This window comes from Pseudomonas sp. GV085 (assembly GCF_003050925.1).
Classification (GTDB): Bacteria; Pseudomonadota; Gammaproteobacteria; order Pseudomonadales; family Pseudomonadaceae; genus Aquipseudomonas.
Window position 1 is genome coordinate 98420 of sequence record NZ_QAOV01000012.1, and the last position, 23975, is coordinate 122394.

23 protein-coding genes are annotated in these 23975 nt (G+C 56.8%); 21 read left to right on the plus strand and 2 right to left on the minus strand.

Translation table 11 applies throughout. The features are described from left to right. Positions 1–26: 26 nt before the first annotated feature. A complete protein-coding gene (gene dnaA, locus C8K63_RS23100) occupies positions 27–1547 on the minus strand; it encodes a chromosomal replication initiator protein DnaA (RefSeq protein ID WP_108218791.1) in 1521 nt (506 codons plus the stop codon). Positions 1548–2113: 566 nt separating this feature from the next. Here dnaA and rpmH point away from each other — a divergent pair. The 21 genes from rpmH (at position 2114) to glmS (ending at position 22413) form a co-directional block, all read left to right on the plus strand. Next, a complete protein-coding gene (gene rpmH / locus C8K63_RS23105; protein ID WP_003213577.1) occupies positions 2114–2248 on the plus strand; it encodes a 50S ribosomal protein L34 in 135 nt (44 codons plus the stop codon). A gap of 16 nt (positions 2249–2264) precedes the next feature. Continuing rightward, on the plus strand, positions 2265–2666 hold the full coding sequence (rnpA, locus tag C8K63_RS23110; protein ID WP_056727027.1) for a ribonuclease P protein component: 402 nt from the start codon (positions 2265–2267) through the stop codon (positions 2664–2666). Then, on the plus strand, positions 2659–2904 hold the full coding sequence (gene yidD / locus C8K63_RS23115; protein WP_010207715.1) for a membrane protein insertion efficiency factor YidD: 246 nt from the start codon (positions 2659–2661) through the stop codon (positions 2902–2904). Before rnpA ends, yidD begins: the two co-directional genes overlap by 8 nt. A 2-nt stretch (positions 2905–2906) precedes the next feature. After that, a complete protein-coding gene (gene yidC, locus C8K63_RS23120; protein WP_108218792.1) occupies positions 2907–4586 on the plus strand; it encodes a membrane protein insertase YidC in 1680 nt (559 codons plus the stop codon). 79 nt (positions 4587–4665) lie between these two features. After that, positions 4666–6036 carry a tRNA uridine-5-carboxymethylaminomethyl(34) synthesis GTPase MnmE gene (gene mnmE, locus C8K63_RS23125; protein ID WP_108218793.1) on the plus strand — a complete coding sequence of 457 codons (1371 nt, stop codon included), beginning with the start codon at positions 4666–4668 and terminating at the stop codon, positions 6034–6036. Positions 6037–6586: 550 nt separating this feature from the next. After that, positions 6587–8485 (plus strand): tRNA uridine-5-carboxymethylaminomethyl(34) synthesis enzyme MnmG, encoded by a 1899-nt coding sequence (gene mnmG / locus C8K63_RS23135; protein WP_108218794.1) that lies wholly within the window; start codon positions 6587–6589, stop codon positions 8483–8485. Continuing rightward, the gene (gene rsmG / locus C8K63_RS23140) at positions 8482–9126 is read left to right on the plus strand and encodes a 16S rRNA (guanine(527)-N(7))-methyltransferase RsmG (RefSeq protein WP_007969895.1); all 645 of its coding nucleotides are present in this window, start codon (positions 8482–8484) and stop codon (positions 9124–9126) included. The genes mnmG and rsmG overlap by 4 nt, the downstream gene beginning before the upstream one ends. Before the next feature lie 18 nt (positions 9127–9144). Continuing rightward, complete coding sequence (locus tag C8K63_RS23145) at positions 9145–9942, plus strand: ParA family protein (protein ID WP_007969897.1); 798 nt, start codon at positions 9145–9147, stop codon at positions 9940–9942. A gap of 9 nt (positions 9943–9951) precedes the next feature. Then, on the plus strand, positions 9952–10824 hold the full coding sequence (locus tag C8K63_RS23150; protein WP_108218795.1) for a ParB/RepB/Spo0J family partition protein: 873 nt from the start codon (positions 9952–9954) through the stop codon (positions 10822–10824). Positions 10825–10972: 148 nt separating this feature from the next. After that, on the plus strand, positions 10973–11380 hold the full coding sequence (locus tag C8K63_RS23155; RefSeq protein WP_108218796.1) for a F0F1 ATP synthase subunit I: 408 nt from the start codon (positions 10973–10975) through the stop codon (positions 11378–11380). Between the two features lie 16 nt (positions 11381–11396). After that, complete coding sequence (atpB, locus tag C8K63_RS23160; protein ID WP_108218797.1) at positions 11397–12266, plus strand: F0F1 ATP synthase subunit A; 870 nt, start codon at positions 11397–11399, stop codon at positions 12264–12266. Positions 12267–12400: 134 nt separating this feature from the next. Next, entirely contained in the window at positions 12401–12658 is a 258-nt protein-coding gene (atpE, locus tag C8K63_RS23165; protein ID WP_003097235.1) for a F0F1 ATP synthase subunit C, read from the plus strand. Between the two features lie 58 nt (positions 12659–12716). Beyond that, a complete protein-coding gene (locus C8K63_RS23170; protein ID WP_108218798.1) occupies positions 12717–13187 on the plus strand; it encodes a F0F1 ATP synthase subunit B in 471 nt (156 codons plus the stop codon). Positions 13188–13199: 12 nt separating this feature from the next. Then, on the plus strand, positions 13200–13736 hold the full coding sequence (locus C8K63_RS23175) for a F0F1 ATP synthase subunit delta (protein WP_108218799.1): 537 nt from the start codon (positions 13200–13202) through the stop codon (positions 13734–13736). Positions 13737–13757: 21 nt separating this feature from the next. Further along, positions 13758–15302 carry a F0F1 ATP synthase subunit alpha gene (gene atpA / locus C8K63_RS23180; RefSeq protein ID WP_108218800.1) on the plus strand — a complete coding sequence of 515 codons (1545 nt, stop codon included), beginning with the start codon at positions 13758–13760 and terminating at the stop codon, positions 15300–15302. A gap of 50 nt (positions 15303–15352) precedes the next feature. Further along, positions 15353–16213 carry a F0F1 ATP synthase subunit gamma gene (atpG, locus tag C8K63_RS23185; RefSeq protein ID WP_007934344.1) on the plus strand — a complete coding sequence of 287 codons (861 nt, stop codon included), beginning with the start codon at positions 15353–15355 and terminating at the stop codon, positions 16211–16213. 27 nt (positions 16214–16240) lie between these two features. After that, on the plus strand, positions 16241–17620 hold the full coding sequence (atpD, locus tag C8K63_RS23190; protein ID WP_108218801.1) for a F0F1 ATP synthase subunit beta: 1380 nt from the start codon (positions 16241–16243) through the stop codon (positions 17618–17620). Positions 17621–17665: 45 nt separating this feature from the next. Continuing rightward, the gene (locus C8K63_RS23195; protein ID WP_007985046.1) at positions 17666–18091 is read left to right on the plus strand and encodes a F0F1 ATP synthase subunit epsilon; all 426 of its coding nucleotides are present in this window, start codon (positions 17666–17668) and stop codon (positions 18089–18091) included. Between the two features lie 114 nt (positions 18092–18205). After that, a complete protein-coding gene (glmU, locus tag C8K63_RS23200; RefSeq protein WP_108218802.1) occupies positions 18206–19573 on the plus strand; it encodes a bifunctional UDP-N-acetylglucosamine diphosphorylase/glucosamine-1-phosphate N-acetyltransferase GlmU in 1368 nt (455 codons plus the stop codon). Positions 19574–19802: 229 nt separating this feature from the next. After that, the gene (locus tag C8K63_RS23205; protein ID WP_108218803.1) at positions 19803–20579 is read left to right on the plus strand and encodes a DeoR family transcriptional regulator; all 777 of its coding nucleotides are present in this window, start codon (positions 19803–19805) and stop codon (positions 20577–20579) included. A gap of 1 nt (position 20580) precedes the next feature. After that, positions 20581–22413 carry a glutamine--fructose-6-phosphate transaminase (isomerizing) gene (glmS, locus tag C8K63_RS23210; RefSeq protein ID WP_108218804.1) on the plus strand — a complete coding sequence of 611 codons (1833 nt, stop codon included), beginning with the start codon at positions 20581–20583 and terminating at the stop codon, positions 22411–22413. A 249-nt stretch (positions 22414–22662) separates the two neighbouring features. On the opposite strand, the gene C8K63_RS23215 is transcribed toward glmS, so the two are convergent. After that, complete coding sequence (locus tag C8K63_RS23215; RefSeq protein WP_108218805.1) at positions 22663–23967, minus strand: MFS transporter; 1305 nt, start codon at positions 23965–23967, stop codon at positions 22663–22665. Positions 23968–23975: the final 8 nt, after the last annotated feature.

Consider the following 23975-nt stretch of genomic DNA (forward strand, 5'->3'; position numbering starts at 1 on the left):
GCCTTAATAAGCTGCGCTGGTGTTCATCAAGTGGTCAGCGTACGCAGCAGGTTCTTGTAGTCCTCGCGGATGTCCGCGTCGGATTCCTTAAGTTCGTTGATCTTGCGGCACGCGTGCAAGACCGTTGTATGGTCGCGACCGCCAAACACATCGCCAATTTCCGGCAGGCTGTGGTTGGTCAGTTCCTTGGACAACGCCATGGCGACCTGACGCGGACGAGCGACCGAACGCGAACGGCGTTTGGACAGCAAATCTGAGATCTTGATCTTGTAGTACTCGGCGACGGTGCGCTGAATGTTATCCACAGAGACCAGTTTATCCTGCAACGCCAACAAGTCCTTCAGGGATTCGCGAATCAGCTCGATGGTGATATCGCGGCCCATGAAGTGCGAGTGGGCGATCACGCGTTTGAGCGCGCCTTCCAGCTCACGGACGTTGGAGCGAATGCGTTGGGCAATGAAGAACGCGGCGTCGTGAGGCAGCTCGACTTTGGCCTGATCGGCCTTCTTCATCAGGATCGCCACGCGGGTTTCCAGCTCCGGCGGCTCGACCGCTACGGTCAGGCCCCAACCAAAGCGGGACTTGAGGCGTTCTTCAAGGCCTTCGATTTCCTTCGGGTAGCGGTCACTGGTGAGAATGACCTGCTGGCCACCTTCGAGCAGGGCGTTGAAGGTGTGGAAAAACTCTTCCTGGGAACGCTCCTTGCGGGCGAAGAACTGAATGTCATCGATCAGCAACGCATCCACCGACCGGTAGAAGCGTTTGAACTCGTTGATCGCGTTCAGTTGCAGGGCCTTGACCATGTCCGCCACAAAACGCTCGGAATGCAGGTACACCACCTTGGCATTCGGATTCTTCTTTAATAGATGGTTACCCACAGCGTGCATCAAGTGGGTTTTACCCAGGCCGACGCCACCATAAAGGAAGAGCGGGTTGTAACCGTGCTTGGGATTGTCCGCCACTTGCCAGGCGGCGGCGCGCGCCAACTGGTTGGATTTACCTTCAACGAAGTTCTCGAAGGTAAAGGTGCGGTTCAGGTAACTGGTGTGCTTGAGCGCACCTTCGACCTGCACGGTACGTTGCTCGGCGCGAACCGGGGCCTGTTGCGAACTGGCGCCGGCCATAGGGTCGAAGCTGTCACGGGAAGGTTCTTGCTCGGTGACCTCCGCCACTTTTTGTGTCGCACGTTTGGTCGACACGGCGGCAGGTGCTGACGGTGGACTGGCGGGCGCTTGAGCAGCCTGGGCCTGGGAAGCGGCGGCAGCCAGGGGAGCATTGGGCGCGGCACGAGGTGCCGAACTGCGTTTGCTGCCTATTAACAAGGAAAGCACAGGCGCCATGCCATTGCCGTGCTCATCGAGCAATTCGAGAACACGCCCCAGGTACTTTTCGTTGACCCAGTCCAGAACAAAACGATTGGGTGCATAGACGCGCAACTCGTCGCCTTCAGCTTCGACCTGTAGTGGACGGATCCAAGTGTTGAATTGTTGGGCAGGCAGCTCATCGCGCAAAAGCTCCACGCACTGCTGCCAAAGTTCCACTGACACGGATATCCCCTAAGTTGAAAGCCGGTGAGGCAAAAACAAGCGGCCATTGTAGCGACCAGACGCCGACTTATCCACACGAAGGTGGTTCATCGACCAAGAAGAATCGCCGTTTCATACGCAAAAAAGACGACCAGCGGTCTGTGCATAAGCTCTGTGGATAACCGGGGTTAAGGTCATTGCACAAGTGGGGGCGAAACTCGGTGGATAACCGGCCTGTGGATAAACCGAGCATCCACACACAGGTTATCCGACAGCGCAGCACAGGCTGAACACTGTTTTCCACTGTAGTTGTCATTCTCTGTACATCAGACAAAACAAGGGCTGAATCGACTTATCCACAGAAGGCTGCGGGCCTAGCTTTTATAAGCTTTACAGAAAAGCTTTAAATACTTTCCTTTCTTATTCTTATATTTGCCGACGGTTCGTTCAGCGCAAAACGTCCGGAGATCTATTTATAAGGAAACGCTGGTTGGAAATTGACCTGAAGGCTTGCTTTCTCTAGAATCCCCGGTCTCTTAAAACGGGGGCCATTCCGGCCCGTTGTGGACGAACCAGGTAACACGACAATGAAACGTACTTTCCAACCAAGCACTATCAAACGCGCTCGTACCCACGGTTTCCGTGCTCGCATGGCTACCAAGAACGGTCGTGCCGTCCTGTCGCGTCGTCGCGCCAAAGGTCGTGCGCGTCTGGCAGTTTGATAATCCGGCACTGGAGGTGAGTCAGGACTTCAGTCGGGAAAAGCGTCTGCTTACTCCCCGGCAATTCAAGGCAGTCTTTGACTCCCCTACCGGCAAGGTTCCGGGGAAAAATCTCCTGCTCCTTGCGCGCAATAACGATCTCGATCACCCCCGTCTCGGGTTGGTTATCGGGAAAAAGAGCGTAAAGCTCTCCGTCGAGCGCAATCGCCTCAAACGTCTGATGCGCGAATCGTTTCGCCTGAACCAGGATTCTCTGGTCGGCTGGGACATCGTTATCGTCGCGCGCAAAGGTTTGGGTGATGTAGAAAACCCCGAATTGATTCAGCATTTCGGCAAACTCTGGAAGCGTCTGGCTCGCAGTTCGCCGGTACCAGCAGTCAAAACCGAAACTGTAGGGGTAGACAGTCCAGATGCGTAAACTGGCACTCGTTCCGATCCAGTTTTATCGCTATGCCATTAGTCCCCTGATGGCCAGCCACTGTCGTTTCTACCCCAGTTGTTCCTGCTACGCGTTAGAAGCCATCGAAAATCATGGTCTTCTTCGCGGTGGCTGGCTGACCTTTCGTCGTTTAGGTCGCTGTCATCCGTGGAATCCCGGTGGTTATGACCCGGTTCCACCTATCCCTACCTCCCGTTCTTCTTCGATGGCCGAGTAATCATGGATATCAAACGCACGATCCTGATCGTCGCCCTGGCAATCGTGTCCTACGTTATGGTTCTTAAATGGAACCAGGACTATGGCCAGGCTGCCCTGCCGACTCAGAATGTTGCCACCAATACGACTGCATCGGGCCTGCCGGATACGGCATCTGGCTCCAACGCTTCCGCCAGTGACGACATTCCACGTGCTGCAAGCGACACCAGCGCACCTGCCGAAACGCCGGTGGCTGTGAGCAAGGACCTCATCCAGATCAAAACGGATGTACTGGACCTGGCTGTCGACCCACAAGGTGGCGATGTTGCCCAACTGACCCTGCCGCTGTATCCGCGTCGTCAGGATCACCCGGAAATTCCGTTCCAGCTGTTCGATAACGGCGGCGAACGTACTTATCTGGCGCAAAGCGGTCTGATCGGCAGCAACGGTCCGGACGCAAATCCGGCCGGTCGTCCGGTTTATTCCTCGGAGAAGAAGGTTTATCAACTGGCTGACGGTCAGGACCAATTGGTCGTAGACCTGAAGTTCAGCAAGGACGGCGTCAACTACATCAAGCGTTTCAGCCTGAAACGCGGCCTGTACGACGTAACCGTTTCCTACCTGATCGACAACCAGAGCGCTCAGCCCTGGACAGGTGCGATGTTCGCGCAATTGAAGCGTGACGCCAGCGCCGATCCATCTTCCACAACCGCCACCGGCACCGCGACTTACCTGGGCGCTGCCCTGTGGACAAGTTCCGAGCCGTACAAGAAAGTGTCCATGAAGGACATGGACAAGGCGGCGCTGAAAGAAACCGTCACTGGCGGTTGGGTTGCCTGGTTGCAGCACTACTTCGTGACCGCATGGATTCCGGCCAAGGGCGAAAACAACGTCGTCCAGACCCGTAAAGACAGCAAAGGCAACTACATCATCGGCTACACCGGCCCATCGATGAGTGTTGCGCCGGGTGCCAAGGCCGAGACCAGCGCTGTTCTATACGCCGGTCCGAAAAGCCAGGCCGTGCTGAAAGAGTTGTCCCCAGGTCTGGAATTGACGGTCGACTACGGCATTCTGTGGTTCATCGCCCAACCGATCTTCTGGTTGCTGCAACATATCCATGCCATTGTGGGTAACTGGGGCTGGTCGATCATCTTCCTGACAATGCTGATCAAAGGGATTTTCTTCCCGCTGTCGGCTGCCAGCTACAAATCCATGGCGCGCATGCGTGCAGTGGCACCGAAACTGGCTGCGCTGAAAGAGCAACATGGCGATGACCGGCAGAAAATGTCGCAATCCATGATGGAGCTGTACAAGAAAGAGAAGATCAATCCGCTGGGTGGTTGCTTGCCAATCCTCGTGCAGATGCCGGTTTTCCTCTCGCTGTACTGGGTTCTGCTGGAAAGCGTCGAAATGCGTCAGGCGCCGTTCATGCTGTGGATCACTGACCTGTCGATCAAGGATCCGTTCTTCATTCTGCCGATCATCATGGGTGCAACCATGTTCATCCAGCAGCAGCTGAACCCGACTCCTCCGGATCCGATGCAGGCCAAGGTGATGAAGCTGATGCCAATCATCTTCACCTTCTTCTTCCTGTGGTTCCCGGCTGGTCTGGTGCTGTACTGGGTAGTGAACAACTGCCTGTCGATCGCCCAACAGTGGTACATCACGCGTAAGATCGAAGCAGCTACCAAAGCAGCTGCCTGATTTACACTGTGGATAACCACTCAAAACGCCCCCTAGTGGGGCGTTTTGCTATCTGTCACTTTTGTCTGGATACCGGTTTATGAGCGTTCCTCGTGAAACCATCGCCGCCGTCGCCACCGCCCAAGGTCGCGGCGGTGTAGGCATCGTGCGTATTTCCGGGCCGTTGGCCAGCGTTGCGGCCAAGGCCTTCAGTGGTCGCGAGCTCAAGCCGCGATTTGCTCACTACGGCCCGTTCTTCAGTGAAAACGACGAAGTGCTGGACCAGGGCATTGCCTTGTATTTCCCCGGCCCGAACTCTTTCACAGGCGAAGATGTACTGGAACTGCAAGGCCATGGCGGCCCGATCGTTCTGGATATGTTGCTCAAGCGCTGCCTGGAACTGGGTTGCCGTCTCGCCCGGCCGGGGGAATTCAGTGAACGCGCCTTCCTCAACGACAAACTCGACCTCGCCCAGGCCGAAGCCATTGCCGACCTGATTGAAGCCAGTTCTGCACAGGCTGCGCGAAATGCGTTGCGCTCCCTGCAAGGTGCCTTCTCGTCACGTGTGCATAACCTCACCGAGCAATTGATCGGCCTGCGCATCTATGTCGAAGCGGCTATCGATTTCCCGGAAGAGGAAATCGATTTCCTCGCCGATGGCCACGTCCTGAGCATGCTCGACAAGGTGCGCGACGAGTTATCCACCGTCATGCGCGAAGCCGGGCAGGGCGCCTTGCTGCGTGACGGCATGACCGTGGTCATTGCCGGTCGTCCGAATGCCGGTAAATCCAGCCTGCTCAATGCCCTGGCTGGGCGTGAAGCGGCGATCGTGACCGAAATTGCCGGCACAACCCGGGATGTCCTTCGTGAACATATCCACATCGATGGCATGCCGTTGCACGTGGTGGATACCGCCGGTCTGCGCGATACCGATGATCATGTGGAAAAAATCGGCGTCGAGCGAGCCCTGAAAGCCATTGGCGAAGCGGATCGGGTACTGCTGGTGGTCGATGCCACCGCCCCGGAAGCCCTCGATCCGTTCGCACTCTGGCCGGAGTTTCTCGAAATCCGTCCCGATCCCGCGAAAGTCACACTGATCCGCAACAAGGCCGACCTTACAGGCGAAGCCATTGCCATGGAGGTCAGCGACGACGGCCATGTCACCATCAGCCTGAGCGCCAAGTCTGGTGGTGTCGGGCTCGAGCTGCTGCGTGATCACCTAAAGGCCTGCATGGGCTATGAACAAACGTCTGAAAGCAGCTTTAGTGCTCGCCGGCGACACCTTGAGGCGCTACGTCATGCCAGTGCTGCCCTCGAGCATGGGCGTGCCCAATTGACCCTGGCCGGCGCTGGCGAGTTGTTGGCCGAGGATTTGCGCCAGGCTCAGCAGTCGCTGGGTGAAATCACCGGTGCTTTCAGCTCTGACGATCTGTTGGGGCGAATTTTCTCCAGCTTCTGTATCGGTAAGTAGCCCTCCTGTTATTCACAGACAGGCCATTCGTGCCTGTCTGCTCCCTCCTTTTCTGAAAGAAACCTCCAGTGCCGAGCGGACGTCGTCTGCTTGAGCGCAATTCCTGTACCCGAATTTCAAGCAAACGGCGCTTTTCTGTGGATTAAGCCCTGTGAATAACCGCAGCTAAGGTCAGTTGATAACAGGGGTCGAAAACTGAACATAACCGCCTCTGTGGATAACCACCCCTTTCATCCACAGGCTTAAACCGGTTATCCAAGGGCCTCATTGGTACATGAACACAGGGTTTTAAATCTCTGTACATATTGAAAACAAAGGGCTACATAGATCTATCCACAGATAGTGGCCTGCATAGAAATAAACATAAAAACAAAGATTTAATAAATTTCTTTCTTTTTAATTTCTATAACTCCGAGTTTTCCACAGCTGGTTAATTTTTGTGCAAAGGGTTCTTTAGGAAGGGCGAAGTCCCTATACTTGTCGACCAGGTCCAAAAACCTGAGCTCAAACTATTCCTGAATTACCTACTTAAGCAGGCACGAGGTGCGTGGTGGATTTCCCTTCCCGTTTTGAAGTGATCGTCATCGGCGGCGGTCATGCCGGTACCGAGGCAGCACTGGCCTCAGCACGTATGGGGGTTAAAACCCTGTTGCTGACGCACAACGTGGAAACCCTCGGTGCCATGAGTTGCAACCCGGCCATTGGCGGAATCGGCAAAAGCCACCTGGTCAAGGAAATCGACGCCCTTGGCGGTGCGATGGCCATGGCTACCGATAAGGGCGGTATCCAGTTTCGCGTACTGAACAGCCGCAAAGGCCCGGCCGTGCGAGCAACCCGCGCGCAGGCAGACCGGGTTCTGTACAAGGCCGCTGTCCGCGAAATCCTGGAAAACCAGCCGAACCTGTGGATATTTCAACAGGCCGCTGACGATCTGATCGTCGAGCAGGAACAAGTCCGTGGTGTTGTCACCCAAATGGGTCTGCGTTTCTTCGCCGATTCCGTGGTGTTGACCACCGGCACGTTCCTTGGTGGACTTATCCACATCGGTTTGCAGAATTTTTCCGGTGGTCGCGCCGGTGATCCACCATCGATCGCGTTGGCTCACCGACTGCGTGAACTGCCTTTGCGTGTGGGGCGTTTGAAAACCGGTACTCCGCCACGTATCGACGGCCGGTCTGTGGATTTCTCGGTGATGGCCGAACAACCGGGCGATACGCCGATCCCGGTGATGTCGTTCATGGGCAACAAGGAACAGCATCCACGGCAAGTCAGTTGCTGGATTACCCACACGAATGCGCGCACCCACGAAATCATTGCCGCGAACCTCGACCGTTCGCCGATGTATTCCGCTGCCGGTGAGATCGAAGGCATCGGCCCGCGTTATTGCCCGTCGATCGAAGACAAGATCCATCGCTTTGCCGACAAGGAAAGCCATCAGGTTTTCATCGAACCGGAAGGCCTGACGACAAACGAGCTGTATCCGAACGGGATATCCACATCCCTGCCGTTCGACGTGCAATTGCAGATCGTGCAATCGATCCGCGGCATGGAAAACGCGCACATCGTGCGGCCGGGCTACGCGATCGAGTACGACTACTTCGATCCACGGGATTTGAAATACAGCCTGGAAACCAAAGTCATCGGCGGCCTGTTTTTCGCCGGGCAAATCAACGGCACCACCGGATACGAAGAAGCCGGCGCCCAGGGTTTGCTGGCCGGGACCAACGCTGCACTGCGTGCGCAAGGCAAAGAGGCCTGGTGCCCGCGTCGCGACGAGGCCTACATCGGCGTGTTGGTCGACGACCTGATTACCCTCGGTACCCAAGAGCCGTACCGGATGTTCACCTCCCGTGCCGAATACCGTCTGATTCTGCGCGAAGACAACGCCGACCTGCGCTTGACCGAAAAAGGTCGCGAACTGGGCCTGGTGGATGACGTGCGCTGGGCGGCTTTCTGCAAAAAGCGCGAAAGCATCGAACTGGAAGAGCAGCGCCTGAAAAGCACCTGGGTACGCCCGGGCACCGAACAGGGCGATGCCATTGCCGAAAAATTCGGCACGCCACTGACTCACGAATACAACCTGCTCAACCTCTTGAGTCGTCCGGAAATCGACTACGCTGGTCTGATTGCCGTGACCGGTGGCGGCGCAGAAGATCCACAGGTTGCCGAGCAGGTCGAGATCAAGACCAAGTACGCCGGTTACATCGATCGCCAACAGGATGAAATCGCCCGCTTGCGCGCCAGCGAAGACACCAAACTGCCTGTGGATATCGATTACACGAACATTTCCGGTCTCTCCAAGGAGATCCAGAGCAAACTCGGTGCGACCCGTCCAGAGACTTTGGGCCAGGCCTCGCGTATCCCGGGCGTAACGCCGGCAGCCATTTCGCTGTTGATGATTCATTTGAAAAAACGCGGCGCGGGCCGTCAGTTGGAGCAAAGCGCTTGAGTTCGTTGGTCACTTCGCAACACGCAGAAGAGTTATCCACAGGTGCCCGCCAGCTTGGCGTCACGCTGACAGAAACCCAGCACGCGCAACTGCTGGGTTATCTGGCCCTGTTGATCAAATGGAACAAGGCTTACAACCTCACTGCCGTACGTGATCCGGACGAAATGGTCTCCCGTCACCTGCTCGACAGTCTGAGCGTGATGTCATTCATCGAAAACGGACGCTGGCTCGACGTCGGCAGTGGCGGCGGCATGCCTGGCATTCCGCTGGCCATTCTGTTTCCCGAGTCCCAGGTGACCTGCCTGGACAGCAATGGCAAGAAAACCCGCTTCCTGACCCAGGTCAAACTCGAACTCAAACTGGATAACCTGCAAGTTATCCACAGTCGCGTCGAAGCTTTCCAGCCTGCCCAGCCGTTCAACGGGATCATTTCCCGGGCGTTCAGCAGCATGGAGAACTTCAGCAACTGGACTCGCCACCTCGGCGATAGCGAAACACGCTGGCTGGCAATGAAGGGCGTTCATCCGGCCGATGAGCTGGTAGCATTGCCGGCAGACTTCCACCTCGATAGCGAACACGCCCTGGCCGTACCTGGTTGCCAAGGCCAACGCCATCTGCTGATACTGCGCCGCACGGCATGATTGGGAACACAAGCAAGAATGGCTAAGGTATTCGCGATTGCGAACCAAAAGGGTGGCGTGGGCAAAACCACCACCTGCATCAACCTCGCAGCATCCCTGGTCGCAACCAAGCGCCGGGTGCTGTTGATCGACCTTGATCCACAGGGCAACGCCACCATGGGTAGCGGTGTGGATAAACATGGCCTGGAAAACTCGGTCTACGACCTGCTGATCGGCGAATGTGATCTGGCCCAGGCCATGCACTTCTCCGAACACGGTGGTTACCAGCTGTTGCCGGCCAACCGCGACCTCACCGCGGCCGAAGTGGTGCTGCTGGAAATGCAGATGAAGGAAAGTCGCCTGCGCAGTGCGCTGGCGCCGATCCGGGAAAACTACGATTACATCCTGATCGACTGCCCGCCGTCGCTGTCGATGCTGACCTTGAACGCACTGGTTGCCGCCGACGGGGTAATTATCCCCATGCAGTGCGAGTACTTCGCACTCGAAGGTTTGAGCGACCTTGTGGATAACATCAAGCGTATCGCTGAATTGCTGAACCCGAACCTCAAGGTCGAAGGCCTGCTGCGGACGATGTACGACCCGCGCCTGAGCCTGATGAACGATGTCTCGGCGCAGCTCAAGGAACACTTCGGCGAACAGCTCTACGACACTGTCATTCCGCGCAACATCCGTCTGGCCGAAGCGCCGAGCTACGGCATGCCGGCGCTGGCGTACGACAAAGCATCGCGAGGCGCCGTTGCCTATCTGGCATTGGCGGGCGAAATGGTTCGTCGTCAACGCAAAAACTCACGCATCGCCGCTGCTCAGGCAACTTAAGGAATCCCCATGGCCGTCAAGAAACGAGGTCTCGGACGTGGACTGGATGCTCTGTTGAGTGGTCCGACTGTCAGTTCGCTGGAAGAACAAGCGGCGCAAGCCGATCAGCGTGAGCTGCAACACCTTCCCCTGGATCTGCTCCAGCGCGGCAAATACCAGCCGCGTCGTGACATGGATCCGCAGGCGCTCGAAGAGCTGGCGCAGTCGATCAAGGCCCAGGGTGTCATGCAGCCCATTGTGGTGCGCCCGATCGGCAGCGGCCGCTTCGAGATCATTGCCGGCGAACGCCGCTGGCGCGCCAGCCAGCAAGCCGGGAAGGAAACCATCCCGGCGATGGTTCGCGATGTACCCGATGAAACCGCGATCGCCATCGCCCTGATCGAGAACATCCAGCGCGAAGACCTGAATCCGATCGAAGAAGCGGTGGCCCTGCAGCGTTTGCAGCAGGAGTTCCAGCTGACCCAGCAACAGGTGGCCGAAGCTGTGGGCAAGTCACGGGTGACCGTGGCTAACCTGCTGCGCCTGATTTCCTTGCCGGAAGTCATCAAGACCATGTTGTCCCACGGCGACCTGGAAATGGGTCATGCCCGAGCTTTGCTCGGTTTGCCGGAAATTCAACAGGTTGAAGGGGCGCGACATGTTGTCGCACGCGGGCTGACCGTGCGCCAGACCGAGGCACTGGTTCGCCAGTGGTTGAGTGGCAAACCGGAGCCTGTTGAAGCGGCAAAACCGGACCCGGATATCGCCCGCCTCGAGCAACGCCTGGCCGAGCGCCTAGGCTCTGCGGTGCAGATCCGCCACGGAAAGAAGGGTAAGGGACAACTGGTGATCGGCTACAACTCTCTTGATGAGCTTCAAGGTGTGCTTGCACACATCCGCTGAAACAATTCCTCATGTAGCGTGAAGGCGGAAATCACTACCTGACAGTTGAATAGGGGCAGAACCGCCCCTATACTCTGCGCGCATTTTGTCGGCACAAATTATGCCAAGTTATTGAATTCTGGCAGCCGACCATTGGGGAGTAAAAGTGATGGAAACCCGCACGCCAAACCGCCTGCCCTTCCATCGCCTGGCAGTTTTTCCGGTGTTAATGGCTCAATTTGTCGTTCTGCTCATTGCCGCTTTGGCGCTCTGGCAACGGTATGGAGTCGTTGCCGGGTACTCGGGACTCTGCGGAGGCCTGATAGCCTTGCTTCCCAATATTTATTTCGCTCACAGGGCATTTCGGTTTACCGGCGCCCGGGCAGCTCAAGCCATCGTCCGGTCTTTTTATGCCGGCGAGGCGGGCAAACTGATTTTGACGGCGGTGCTTTTTGCATTGACGTTCGCAGGTGTGAAGCCATTGGCGCCGCTGGCTGTATTCGGCGTCTTCGTGCTGACCCAACTGGTCAGCTGGTTCGCTCCCCTGCTGATGAGAACAAGACTTTCGAGACCTTAGGGCGTTTGAGGCAACCATGGCAGAAACAACCGCTTCGGGCTATATCCAGCACCACTTGCAGAACCTGACCTTCGGTCAGCTCCCTAACGGCGGCTGGGGCTTTGCCCACACCGCAGCAGAAGCCAAGGAAATGGGCTTCTGGGCTTTCCACGTCGATACTCTCGGCTGGTCGGTCGCATTGGGTCTGATCTTCGTTCTTCTTTTCCGCATGGCGGCAAAGAAAGCGACTTCGGGTCAGCCTGGTGCTTTGCAGAACTTCGTTGAAGTATTGGTCGAATTCGTCGATGGCAGCGTGAAAGACAGCTTCCATGGCCGAAGCCCGGTGATTGCACCTCTGGCACTGACCATCTTCGTCTGGGTGTTCCTGATGAACGCCGTCGACCTGGTACCGGTCGACTGGATTCCTCAACTGGCCATCCTGATCTCCGGCGACCACCACATCCCGTTCCGCGCCGTGTCGACCACCGACCCGAACGCGACCCTGGCCATGGCCTTCACGGTGTTCGCGCTGATCATTTTCTACAGCATCAAGATCAAGGGCCTCGGCGGCTTCATCGGCGAGCTGACCCTGCACCCGTTCGGCAGCAAGAACATCTTCCTTCAGGCCCTGCTGATCCCGGTGAACTTCCTGCTGGAATTCGTGACCCTGATCGCCAAGCCGATCTCCCTGGCTCTGCGTCTGTTCGGCAACATGTATGCCGGCGAGCTGGTCTTCATTCTGATTGCTGTGATGTTCGGCAGCGGTCTGCTCTGGCTTAGTGGCCTGGGCATCGTTCTGCAGTGGGCGTGGGCTGTGTTCCACATCCTGATCATCACCCTGCAGGCGTTCATCTTCATGATGCTGACCATCGTCTACCTGTCGATGGCACACGAAGAAAACCATTAAGGCCAGTCTCGACTAGTCTGATGTCCCTCCCCGTTAAACGGGAGGGGGCTCTTAACGGGGCCTCTGAAACGATTTGTTTTACCGCTTTAAATTAAAAAAACCTAAACCATACGACGTAAAAGTCGGGAGGAAAGATGGAAACTGTAGTTGGTCTAACCGCTATCGCTGTTGCACTGTTGATCGGCCTGGGCGCACTGGGTACCGCAATTGGTTTCGGCCTGCTGGGCGGCAAGTTCCTGGAAGGCGCAGCGCGTCAGCCAGAAATGGTTCCAATGCTGCAAGTTAAAATGTTCATCGTTGCCGGTCTGCTCGACGCCGTAACCATGATCGGTGTTGGTATCGCTCTGTTCTTCACCTTTGCGAACCCGTTCGTTGGTCAAATCGCTGGCTGATTACTCGGATCTTCCGGGTAATTTGGTGTGATGGACAACGTAACTGCGAGGTGTTGGCGTGAACATTAATGCGACCCTGATTGGCCAGTCCGTTGCGTTCCTGATTTTTGTACTGTTCTGCATGAAGTTCGTATGGCCTCCGGTCATTGCGGCATTGCATGAACGTCAAAAGAAGATCGCTGATGGTCTGGACGCTGCCAGCCGAGCAGCTCGCGACCTGGAGTTGGCCCAAGAGAAAGCGGGTCAGCAACTGCGCGAAGCGAAAGCTCAGGCAGCTGAAATCATCGAGCAAGCCAAGAAACGCGGTAATCAGATTGTCGAAGAGGCTGTTGAAAAAGCCCGTGTCGACGCTGACCGTGTGAAGGTTCAGGCTCAGGCCGAGATCGAACAGGAACTGAACAGTGTCAAAGACATGCTGCGTGCCCAGGTGGGCTTGCTGGCAGTCGAAGGCGCCGAGAAGATCCTGGGTGCCACAATCGATCAAAACGCGCACGCAAAGCTGGTTAACCAACTGGCTGCTGAAATCTAAGCGAGGGCGATCATGGCAGAACTGACCACGTTGGCCCGACCTTACGCTAAGGCGGCCTTCGAGCACGCTCAGGCCCACCAGCAACTGGCCAATTGGTCAGCCATGCTCGGCCTGGCTGCAGCGGTGTCGCAAGACGACACCCTGCAGCGCGTGCTCAAGGCCCCGCGACTGACGAGCGCAGAAAAGGCCACCACGTTCATTGACGTGTGTGGCGACAAGTTTGATGCCAAGGCACAGAACTTCATCAATGTCGTTGCCGAAAACGACCGTCTCCTGCTATTGCCGGAGATCGCCGCTCTTTTCGACCTGTACAAGGCCGAGCAAGAGAAGTCGGTAGACGTTGAAGTGACCAGTGCTTTTGCATTGAACCAAGAACAGCAAGACAAACTCGCCAAGGTTCTCAGTGCACGACTCAACCGGGAAGTGCGCCTGCAAGTTGCGGAGGACGCTGCCCTTATTGGTGGTGTCGTCATCCGCGCCGGCGACCTGGTTATCGATGGCTCGATTCGCGGCAAAATCGCGAAACTGGCCGAAGCATTGAAATCTTGAGTTTGAAGGGGCAGCAGAGCAATGCAGCAACTCAATCCTTCCGAAATAAGTGAAATTATCAAGGGCCGCATCGACAAGCTCGATGTGACCTCCCAAGCCCGTAACGAAGGCACTGTCGTCAGCGTATCTGACGGTATCGTGCGGATTCACGGTCTGGCCGACGTAATGTACGGCGAGATGATCGAGTTTCCGGGCGGCGTCTTCGGTATGGCCCTCAACCTGGAGCAAGACTCCGTAGGTGCCGTTGTATTGGGCGCTTACCAGTCTCTGGCTGAAGGCATGAGCGCCAAGTGCACCGGCCGCATCCTCGAAGTTCCGGTTGGTAAGGAACTGCTGGGTCGCGTAGTCGACGCACTGGGTAACCCGGTTGACGGCAAAGGTCCACTGGGCAACACCCAGACCGACGCGGTCGAGAAAGTTGCTCCAGGCGTGATCTGGCGTAAGTCGGTAGACCAGCCTGTACAGACTGGCTACAAGGCTGTCGATGCCATGATCCCTGTCGGCCGTGGCCAGCGTGAGCTGATCATCGGTGACCGTCAGATCGGTAAAACCGCTCTGGCGATCGACGCGATCATCAACCAGAAGAACAGCGGCATTTTCTGCGTCTACGTAGCCATCGGTCAGAAACAATCGACCATCGCCAACGTGGTTCGCAAGCTGGAAGAAAACGGCGCCCTGGCCAACACGATCATCGTGGCTGCCAGTGCTTCGGAATCTCCTGCGCTGCAATTCCTGGCACCGTACTCCGGTTGCACCATGGGTGAATTCTTCCGCGACCGCGGTGAAGACGCGCTGATCGTTTATGACGATCTGTCCAAGCAAGCAGTGGCTTACCGCCAGATTTCCCTGCTGCTGCGCCGTCCACCAGGCCGTGAAGCTTACCCAGGCGACGTGTTCTATCTCCACTCCCGTCTGCTGGAGCGCGCATCCCGCGTTTCGGAAGAATACGTAGAGAAGTTCACCAACGGCGCAGTGACCGGCAAAACCGGTTCCCTGACCGCACTGCCGATCATCGAAACCCAGGCTGGCGACGTTTCCGCGTTCGTTCCGACCAACGTGATTTCCATCACCGACGGTCAGATCTTCCTGGAATCGGCCATGTTCAACTCGGGCATCCGTCCTGCAGTGAACGCCGGTGTTTCGGTATCCCGTGTGGGTGGTGCCGCTCAGACCAAGATCATCAAGAAGCTGTCCGGTGGTATCCGTACCGCTCTGGCTCAGTACCGTGAACTGGCGGCATTCGCCCAGTTCGCTTCTGACCTGGACGAAGCGACCCGTAAGCAACTTGAGCATGGTCAGCGCGTTACCGAGCTGATGAAGCAGAAGCAATACGCACCAATGTCGATCGCTGACATGGCGCTGTCGCTGTATGCCGCTGAGCGTGGGTTCCTGACTGACGTTGAAATCGCCAAGATCGGCAGCTTTGAACAAGCGCTGATTGCTTTCTTCAACCGCGATCACGCCGATTTGATGGCGAAGATCAACGTGAAAGGTGACTTCAATGACGAAATCGACGCTGGCATGAAAGCCGGTATCGAGAAGTTCAAGGCCACCCAAACCTGGTAAGCCGCAGCGGGAGCCGCAAGGCTCCCGCTTGCTAACCTGATAGGTGTTACATGGCAGGCGCAAAAGAGATTCGCAGTAAGATTGCGAGCATCAAAAGCACGCAAAAGATTACCAGCGCCATGGAAAAAGTGGCGGTCAGTAAAATGCGCAAGGCACAAATGCGCATGGCTGCTAGCCGTCCTTACGCGGAGCGCATCCGCCAGGTTATTGGCCATCTGGCCAACGCTAACCCGGAATATCGCCACCCGTTCATGATCGACCGTGAAGTAAAGCGAGTTGGTTATGTCGTAGTGAGCAGTGACCGTGGTCTGTGTGGTGGCTTGAACACCAACCTGTTCAAGGCTCTGGTCAAGGACATGGCGGTAAACCGCGAAAACGGCGTCGAGATCGATCTGTGTGTAGTTGGTAGCAAGGGTGCGGCTTTCTTCCGCAACTTCGGCGGTAACGTCGTAGCAGCTATCAGCCACCTGGGTGAAGAGCCGTCGATCAATGACCTGATCGGCAGCGTCAAGGTGATGCTGGATGCCTACCTGGACGGCCGTATTGACCGCCTGTCCGTGGTGTCCAACAAGTTCATCAACACCATGACACAACAGCCTACCGTGGAGCAGTTGATTCCACTGGTGGCAACCCCGGATCAAGAACTCAAGCACCACTGGGACTATCTCTACGAACCGGACGCCAAAGAGCTGCTTGACGGCTTGATGGTCCGTTATGTGGAGTCGCAGGTCTACCAGGCGGTGGTCGAGAACAACGCGGCTGAACAGGCTGCGCGGATGATCGCGATGAAGAACGCTACCGACAACGCCGGTGATTTGATCAGCGATTTGCAGCTGGTCTACAACAAGGCGCGTCAGGCTGCGATCACCCAAGAGATCTCGGAAATCGTCGGCGGCGCTGCCGCGGTTTAACGGTTCAAATATTCAGAGGATCCAGCTATGAGTAGCGGACGTATCGTTCAAATCATCGGCGCCGTTATCGACGTGGAATTTCCACGCGACAGCGTACCGAGCATCTACAACGCGCTGACTGTACAGAGCGCGGCCGGGACCACCCTGGAAGTTCAGCAACAGCTGGGCGACGGCGTGGTTCGTACCATTGCGATGGGTTCCACCGAAGGCTTGAAGCGCGGTCTGGACGTTGTCGACTCTGGCGCAGCCATCTCCGTACCGGTCGGTAAAGCGACCCTGGGCCGGATCATGGACGTCCTCGGTAACCCGATCGACGAAGCGGGTCCGATCGACACCGAAGAGCGTTGGGGCATTCACCGTCCAGCGCCTTCGTTCGCTGAACAGGCAGGCGGCAACGACCTGCTGGAAACCGGCATCAAGGTTATCGACCTGGTTTGCCCGTTCGCCAAAGGCGGTAAAGTCGGTCTGTTCGGTGGTGCCGGCGTAGGCAAAACCGTAAACATGATGGAACTGATCCGTAACATCGCCATCGAGCACAGCGGTTATTCCGTGTTCGCCGGTGTGGGTGAGCGTACTCGTGAGGGTAACGACTTCTACCACGAGATGAAGGACTCCAACGTTCTGGACAAAGTGGCACTGGTTTACGGTCAGATGAACGAGCCGCCGGGTAACCGTCTGCGCGTAGCACTGACCGGCCTGACCATGGCCGAGAAGTTCCGTGACGAAGGTAACGACGTTCTGCTGTTCGTCGACAACATCTATCGTTACACCCTGGCCGGTACTGAAGTATCCGCACTGCTGGGCCGTATGCCTTCTGCAGTAGGTTACCAGCCGACCCTGGCTGAAGAGATGGGCGTTCTGCAAGAACGTATCACTTCGACCAAGGAAGGTTCGATCACTTCGATCCAAGCGGTATACGTACCTGCGGACGACTTGACCGACCCGTCGCCAGCGACCACCTTCGCCCACTTGGACGCTACCGTCGTTCTGTCCCGTGACATCGCTTCCCTGGGTATCTACCCGGCGGTCGATCCACTCGACTCGACTTCGCGCCAGCTGGACCCGAACGTAATCGGCCAGGACCACTACGACACCGCTCGCGGCGTTCAGTACGTTCTGCAGCGTTACAAAGAACTGAAGGACATCATTGCGATCCTGGGTATGGACGAGCTGTCGGAAGCCGACAAGCAGTTGGTAAACCGTGCTCGTAAGATCCAGCGCTTCTTGTCGCAGCCGTTCTTCGTGGCTGAAGTCTTCACCGGTGCATCGGGTAAATACGTTTCCCTGAAAGACACCATTGCTGGCTTCAAAGGCATCCTCAACGGTGACTACGACCACCTGCCAGAACAAGCGTTCTACATGGTTGGCGGCATCGAAGAAGCGATCGAGAAAGCCAAGAAACTGTAATCCCGGCGCCCGGCAACGGGCGCTAATTTAGGTTGAGGCAATCAGATGGCTATGACAGTCCATTGCGATATCGTCAGCGCGGAAGGAGAAATCTTTTCCGGTCTGGTCGAGATGGTGATTGCGCACGGTGCACTGGGTGATCTTGGTATCGCCTTGGGTCACGCGCCGCTGATCACTAATCTGAAGCCAGGTCCGATCCGCCTGGTCAAGCAGGGCGGGGAAGAGGAGGTGTATTACATCTCCGGTGGTTTCCTCGAGGTTCAGCCGAACATGGTCAAGGTTCTTGCCGACACCGTGCAACGTGCTGCCGACCTGGACGAAGCCGCAGCTTTGGAAGCCGTTAAGGCTGCCGAGAAAGCCCTGCATGAGCGAGGCGCGGAATTCGATTACGGTTCTGCTGCTGCTCGACTGGCCGAGGCTGCAGCTCAGCTGCGCACCGTCCAGCAGATCCGCAAGAAGTTCGGCCATTAAGGCAGCGCTTGTTGTGTGATTGATAAAAAAGGGTAGCCTCGGCTACCCTTTTTCTTTTTCGACATTTTATAACCTTGGTCGCAGTCGCTGACCACCCTGGATTGGTAGCCAGTCATGTCCCTTGAAATCGTTATTCTCGCTGCTGGCCAAGGCACGCGCATGCGTTCTGCCTTGCCGAAAGTCTTGCACCCGATTGCCGGCAATTCGATGCTCGGCCATGTTATCCACAGCGCCCGGCAACTTGATCCACAGCGCATCCATGTCGTGATTGGTCATGGTGCCGACGCCGTGCGCGAACGTCTGGCCGCTGACGACCTGAACTTCGTCCTGCAGGACAAGCAACTGGGCACCGGGCATGCCGTGGCCCAGGCTGTTCCTTTCATCAAATCCGACACCGTGCTGGTTCTTTACGGTGACGTGCCGTTGATTGAAGTGGAAACCCTGCAACGCCTGCTGACTCAGGTAGTGCCAGGACAGATGGGCCTGCTGACTGTCGAACTCGACGATGCGACCGGTTATGGCCGCATCGTGCGTGACGTTGACGGTAAAGTCGCTGCCATCGTTGAACACAAGGATGCCAACGAAGCGCAACGCGCGATCCGCGAAGGCAACACCGGCATCCTCGCTGTTCCTGCCGATCGCTTGGCCGACTGGACGAGCCGCCTGTCGAACAACAATGTTCAGGGTGAGTATTACCTGACTGACGTGATCGAAATGGCGGTCAACGATGGTCTGGTAGTGGCTACCGAACAACCCCACGACGCCATGGAAGTGCAGGGCGCCAACGACCGCAAGCAGCTTTCCGAACTCGAGCGTCACTATCAACTGCGCGCCGGCCGTCGTTTGATGGCCCAAGGTGTGACCCTGCGCGACCCGGCACGTTTCGATGTACGCGGCGAAGTCACCGTTGGCCGCGACGTGCTGATCGATATCAACGTGATCCTCGAAGGCAAGGTCGTCATCGAAGACGATGTGGTGATCGGCCCGAACTGCGTGATCAAGGACAGCACCCTGCGCAAAGGCGTGATCATCAAGGCCAACAGCCATATCGAGGGTGCCATTCTGGGTGAAGGCAGCGATGCCGGCCCGTTCGCCCGTCTGCGTCCAGGCACCGTGCTGGAAGCCCGCGCGCATGTGGGTAACTTCGTCGAGCTGAAAAACGCTCACCTGGGCGAAGGCGCCAAGGCCGGTCACCTGTCTTATCTGGGCGATGCCGAGGTGGGCGCGCGCTCCAACATCGGTGCTGGCACCATCACCTGCAACTACGATGGCGCCAACAAGTGGAAAACCGTGTTGGGCGAAGATGTGTTCATCGGTTCCAACAACTCGTTGGTGGCGCCTGTGGATATCCTTGCCGGTGCAACGACAGCGGCCGGTTCGACTATCACCTCGACTGTGGATAAATCCCAGTTGGCCATCGGACGTGCTCGCCAGAAGAACATCGACGGCTGGAAGCGGCCGGAGAAGATCAAGAAGAGCTGAGTTATCCACAACTCCCTTGTAGGAGCGAGCTTGCTCCGGGCGGCGTTCCGACGATGAATTTGAGAGCGGCGCATTTTTCCAGAAAGAATGCATCATCGTTCACGCCCATCGCGAGCAAGCTCGCTCCTACAAGTTATCCACAGCTCTTTTTATCGCATGGCGCTTGACGAAGTTTCGCTGATAGGTTTTGATTGCTTCCGCTATCTTTCGAAACGAAACTTATCAGCTCATGTCGAAGCGCAACACACCTCAGCGTCGCCACAACATCCTCGCCTTGCTCAATGAGCAGGGCGAAGTCAGTGTGGACGAGTTGGCCAAGCGCTTCGAAACGTCGGAAGTTACGATTCGCAAGGATCTGGCAGCACTTGAAAGCAATGGTCTGTTGCTGCGTCGTTACGGCGGGGCGATCACCATGCCTCAGGAGCTGGTCGCAGACCTTGGTCAGCCGGTTTCCATATACAAGCAAGCCATCGCCCGTGCCGCCGTCGCGCGGATTCGCGAGCATGCGCGCATCATTATCGACAGTGGCAGTACTACCGCCGCCATGATCCCGGAACTCGGACAGCAACCCGGTCTGGTGGTAATGACCAACTCGCTGCATGTCGCCAATGCCCTGAGCGAACTTGAGCACGAACCGGTGCTGTTGATGACTGGTGGCACCTGGGACCCGCATTCCGAGTCCTTTCAGGGGCAGGTTGCCGAGCAGGTACTACGCTCCTACGACTTCGACCAGCTGTTCATCGGCGCTGATGGCATCGATCTGGTTCGCGGTACAACCACCTTCAACGAACTGCTCGGACTGAGCCGGGTCATGGCCGAAGTCGCCCGCGAAGTGGTCGTGATGGTGGAGGCCGACAAGATCGGCCGCAAGATTCCCAACCTGGAGCTGCCCTGGAGCAGTGTCCATACCCTAATTACGGATGAACGCCTGCCGCTTGAGGCTCGCGATCAGATTCAGGCCCGCGGCATCAATTTGATTTGCGCGGCTGTCAGTCAGGAGAAATAGCATGTGTGGAATTGTCGGCGCAGTCGCAGAACGTAACATCACCGCCATCCTCGTCGAAGGCCTGAAGCGCCTCGAATACCGTGGGTATGACAGCGCTGGCGTGGCGGTCTACACCAACGATGAAAAACTCGAGCGCCTGCGTCGCCCGGGCAAGGTCAGTGAGCTGGAGCAGGCATTGGCCACCGAGCCGCTGGTCGGTCGTCTGGGCATCGCCCACACCCGCTGGGCCACCCACGGTGCACCGTGCGAGCGTAATGCTCACCCGCATTTCTCCGGTGACCTGGCGGTGGTGCACAACGGCATCATCGAAAACCACGAAGCCCTGCGTGAACAACTCAAAGCCCTGGGCTATGTGTTCACTTCGGACACCGACACTGAAGTCATCTCCCACCTGCTGAACCACAAACTCAAGGATCTGCGCGATCTGACTGTGGCCCTCAAGGCAACCGTCAAAGAGTTGCACGGTGCTTACGGCCTGGCAGTGATCAGCGCGCAGCAACCGGATCGCCTGGTCGCAGCCCGCAGCGGCAGCCCGTTGGTGATCGGCCTGGGCCTGGGGGAAAACTTCCTGGCGTCCGACCAGTTGGCCCTGCGTCAGGTCACCGACCGCTTCATGTACCTGGAAGAAGGCGACATCGCCGAAATCCGCCGCGACAGCGTGCAGATCTGGGACGTTGACGGCCAGGCTGTCGAGCGCGAATCCGTGCAGTATCGTGACGGTGCCGAAGCCGCTGAAAAGGGCGAGTTCCGTCACTTCATGCTCAAGGAAATCCACGAGCAACCGTCCGTGGTGCAGCGCACCCTGGAAGGTCGCCTGAGCCAGAACCAGGTACTGGTACAGGCATTCGGCCCACAGGCGGCCGAGCTGTTCGCCAAAGTGCGTAACGTACAGATCGTCGCGTGTGGCACCAGCTACCACGCCGGCATGGTCGCGCGTTACTGGCTCGAAGAGCTGGCCGGCATTCCTTGCCAGGTCGAAGTCGCCAGCGAATTCCGTTACCGCAAGGTGGTGGTGCAGCCGGACACCTTGTTCGTGACCATTTCCCAGTCCGGCGAAACCGCCGACACCCTGGCCGCGCTGCGCAACGCCAAGGAGCTGGGCTTCCTCGCCAGCCTGGCGATCTGCAACGTCGGTATCAGCTCGCTGGTGCGTGAATCCGATCTGACCCTGTTGACCCAGGCCGGTCGCGAAATCGGTGTGGCTTCGACCAAAGCCTTCACCACGCAATTGGTTGGCCTGTTGTTGCTGACGCTTTCCCTGGGCCAGGTTCGTGGCACCTTGGCCAAAGGCGTCGAAGCGACGCTGGTCGAAGAACTGCGTCGTTTGCCGACCCGTCTGGGCGAAGCGCTGGCCATGGACAGCACCGTGGAAAAAATCTCCGAGCTGTTCGCCGAGAAACACCACACGCTGTTCCTCGGCCGTGGCGCGCAGTTCCCGGTAGCGATGGAAGGGGCACTCAAGCTCAAGGAAATCTCCTACATCCACGCTGAAGCCTATCCGGCCGGCGAGCTGAAACACGGCCCGTTGGCGCTTGTGGATAACGACATGCCAGTGGTGACCGTGGCGCCGAACAACGAACTGCTGGAGAAGTTGAAGTCCAACCTCCAGGAAGTTCGCGCCCGCGGTGGCCAGTTGATCGTCTTCGCAGACGAGAAGGCCGGCATGACCAACGGTGAAGGCACCCACGTGGTACACATGCCGCACATCCACGACATCCTGTCGCCGATCCTCTACACCATCCCGCTGCAACTGCTGTCGTACTACGTTGCCGTACTCAAAGGCACCGACGTTGACCAGCCGCGCAACCTGGCGAAGTCGGTAACCGTGGAATAAGTTATCCACAGATGAAAGAAACCTGGTTTCAGACAATAGATTTTGACAACAGACAAAACATTCTGACGCCAAATAATAGATTTTGAAAAATGCCAAAAGCCCCTGATTTCAGGGGCTTTTTTTATTCCTCCACTGTATGTCCAATTTTGTCTGTGATCTTGCCAGGGAATTAGTCTGGTATTGGTACTCAGACTTATTCACAGCTCTGATATTTTCCTAGGACTTTTTGCTGCTGTACGTCGAGGCACGTCACTGCGTAAACGCTTTAGGGTATTTGACCCGATAGGCATCATTGAGCTGCGTATCCCGGGAACGCATGAAAGTCGTGAAATCGGGTACGAGAAAGACCAGCAAAGACAAGAGTAGAACCAATACGCCCAGCAGCGTGATTGTCAATGTGACTCCAAGATTAACGATCAGGGAGGGCATCGCGAAACTGCCCAAGGGGCTGGCCGCCGCAGACAGAAATGAAACTATGGCGAAAACCCTGTTGCGATGGAGCTTTGGCGTCGCCAACAACCTCACGGCAGAGGTGGGAATGTTGATTAACATCAAGCCGACGCCTCCGCAGAAAAAGGCTACGGGTATGAAGAACGACGATGAAACAGTCCCAACCACCACGAGGTTGCTTCCCAGTAGCGCAAAACCTGCGGACACGCACATGTCACGTGGTAACCGGGTGGATAACCATCCGATGATTCTGTAACTACCTGCCAAAATGCCCAGCCCGAAGCACGAATCCAGAAGACCGATGTAAGTGACTGGATACTGGATGACGTCCTTTACATACAGCGGGATCAGGATAGTGAAAAACGGAAACAGGGAGAAGTTGATCAGCATCGAAATAATCGCCAGGTAAAATTCGACTTTCACGCCATAAACCACTTTGAAGCCGGAATAGATCATTCTGAAGCCACTGGCACGTGGTGTTTTTTCGCATTCGTCAGCCGCACCGATGTAGTTCGGGATGGTTGCGATCAATGCGCCGGCGATGAGAATTGCAAAAAAATCGGTGGCAAGGGCGAATGTGATGCCGAACCCGTAAATCAACCCGCTGGCAAGTACCGGCCCCAGAAGAATAGATAAGGACGACATCACACTTTTGGTCCGAAGGGCGAAGGAGACTTTATCGTCGTCTGCAAACAAAGGAATGATCGACGCCTGGAGAGGGTCGCGAACGCCGACGATCGCACTGCTGAGCATCATCAGCACGCCAACCGCCCAAGGGTTGAAAGCCTCCGTGGCGGACAGCACCGCCATCAATAACGCTGTCAGCAGGCTGATCCATGAGGTCAGTTTGATGATGAGGATTTTGTTGTACTTGTCGCCCAGCCATCCCAGCAAGGGTTTGGCTAACACTTCCGTCGCGATCGAACAGGCAATCATGTTGGCGAAGTAGGTGGCAGAGCCTGTTACCTGCAGGGCCCACCAGGCCACCGCCAGTTGATTGCACCGTCCACCCAGAGTGATCAGCAAAAAGCTGAATTGCAGTTTCAGCAGGCGCCGGTCGATATCGGGAAGACCCCAAGTAATACCTGAAAAATTTCCATTCATGAATGTAT

Excerpts from the sequence above, each read along its gene's own strand:
- C8K63_RS23155 (WP_108218796.1), top strand. The coding sequence starts at position 10,973 with ATGGAAACCCGCACGCCAAACCGCCTGCCCTTCCATCGCCTGGCAGTT.
- atpE (WP_003097235.1), top strand. The coding sequence starts at position 12,401 with ATGGAAACTGTAGTTGGTCTAACCGCTATCGCTGTTGCACTGTTGATC.
- atpB (WP_108218797.1), top strand. The coding sequence starts at position 11,397 with ATGGCAGAAACAACCGCTTCGGGCTATATCCAGCACCACTTGCAGAAC.
- atpG (WP_007934344.1), top strand. The coding sequence starts at position 15,353 with ATGGCAGGCGCAAAAGAGATTCGCAGTAAGATTGCGAGCATCAAAAGC.
- rpmH (WP_003213577.1), top strand. The coding sequence starts at position 2,114 with ATGAAACGTACTTTCCAACCAAGCACTATCAAACGCGCTCGTACCCAC.
- mnmE (WP_108218793.1), top strand. The coding sequence starts at position 4,666 with ATGAGCGTTCCTCGTGAAACCATCGCCGCCGTCGCCACCGCCCAAGGT.
- C8K63_RS23195 (WP_007985046.1), top strand. The coding sequence starts at position 17,666 with ATGGCTATGACAGTCCATTGCGATATCGTCAGCGCGGAAGGAGAAATC.
- yidC (WP_108218792.1), top strand. The coding sequence starts at position 2,907 with ATGGATATCAAACGCACGATCCTGATCGTCGCCCTGGCAATCGTGTCC.
- C8K63_RS23175 (WP_108218799.1), top strand. The coding sequence starts at position 13,200 with ATGGCAGAACTGACCACGTTGGCCCGACCTTACGCTAAGGCGGCCTTC.
- C8K63_RS23145 (WP_007969897.1), top strand. The coding sequence starts at position 9,145 with ATGGCTAAGGTATTCGCGATTGCGAACCAAAAGGGTGGCGTGGGCAAA.
- glmS (WP_108218804.1), top strand. The coding sequence starts at position 20,581 with ATGTGTGGAATTGTCGGCGCAGTCGCAGAACGTAACATCACCGCCATC.
- C8K63_RS23205 (WP_108218803.1), top strand. The coding sequence starts at position 19,803 with ATGTCGAAGCGCAACACACCTCAGCGTCGCCACAACATCCTCGCCTTG.
- yidD (WP_010207715.1), top strand. The coding sequence starts at position 2,659 with ATGCGTAAACTGGCACTCGTTCCGATCCAGTTTTATCGCTATGCCATT.
- atpA (WP_108218800.1), top strand. The coding sequence starts at position 13,758 with ATGCAGCAACTCAATCCTTCCGAAATAAGTGAAATTATCAAGGGCCGC.
- C8K63_RS23150 (WP_108218795.1), top strand. The coding sequence starts at position 9,952 with ATGGCCGTCAAGAAACGAGGTCTCGGACGTGGACTGGATGCTCTGTTG.
- C8K63_RS23215 (WP_108218805.1), bottom strand. The coding sequence starts at position 23,967 with ATGAATGGAAATTTTTCAGGTATTACTTGGGGTCTTCCCGATATCGAC.
- glmU (WP_108218802.1), top strand. The coding sequence starts at position 18,206 with ATGTCCCTTGAAATCGTTATTCTCGCTGCTGGCCAAGGCACGCGCATG.
- atpD (WP_108218801.1), top strand. The coding sequence starts at position 16,241 with ATGAGTAGCGGACGTATCGTTCAAATCATCGGCGCCGTTATCGACGTG.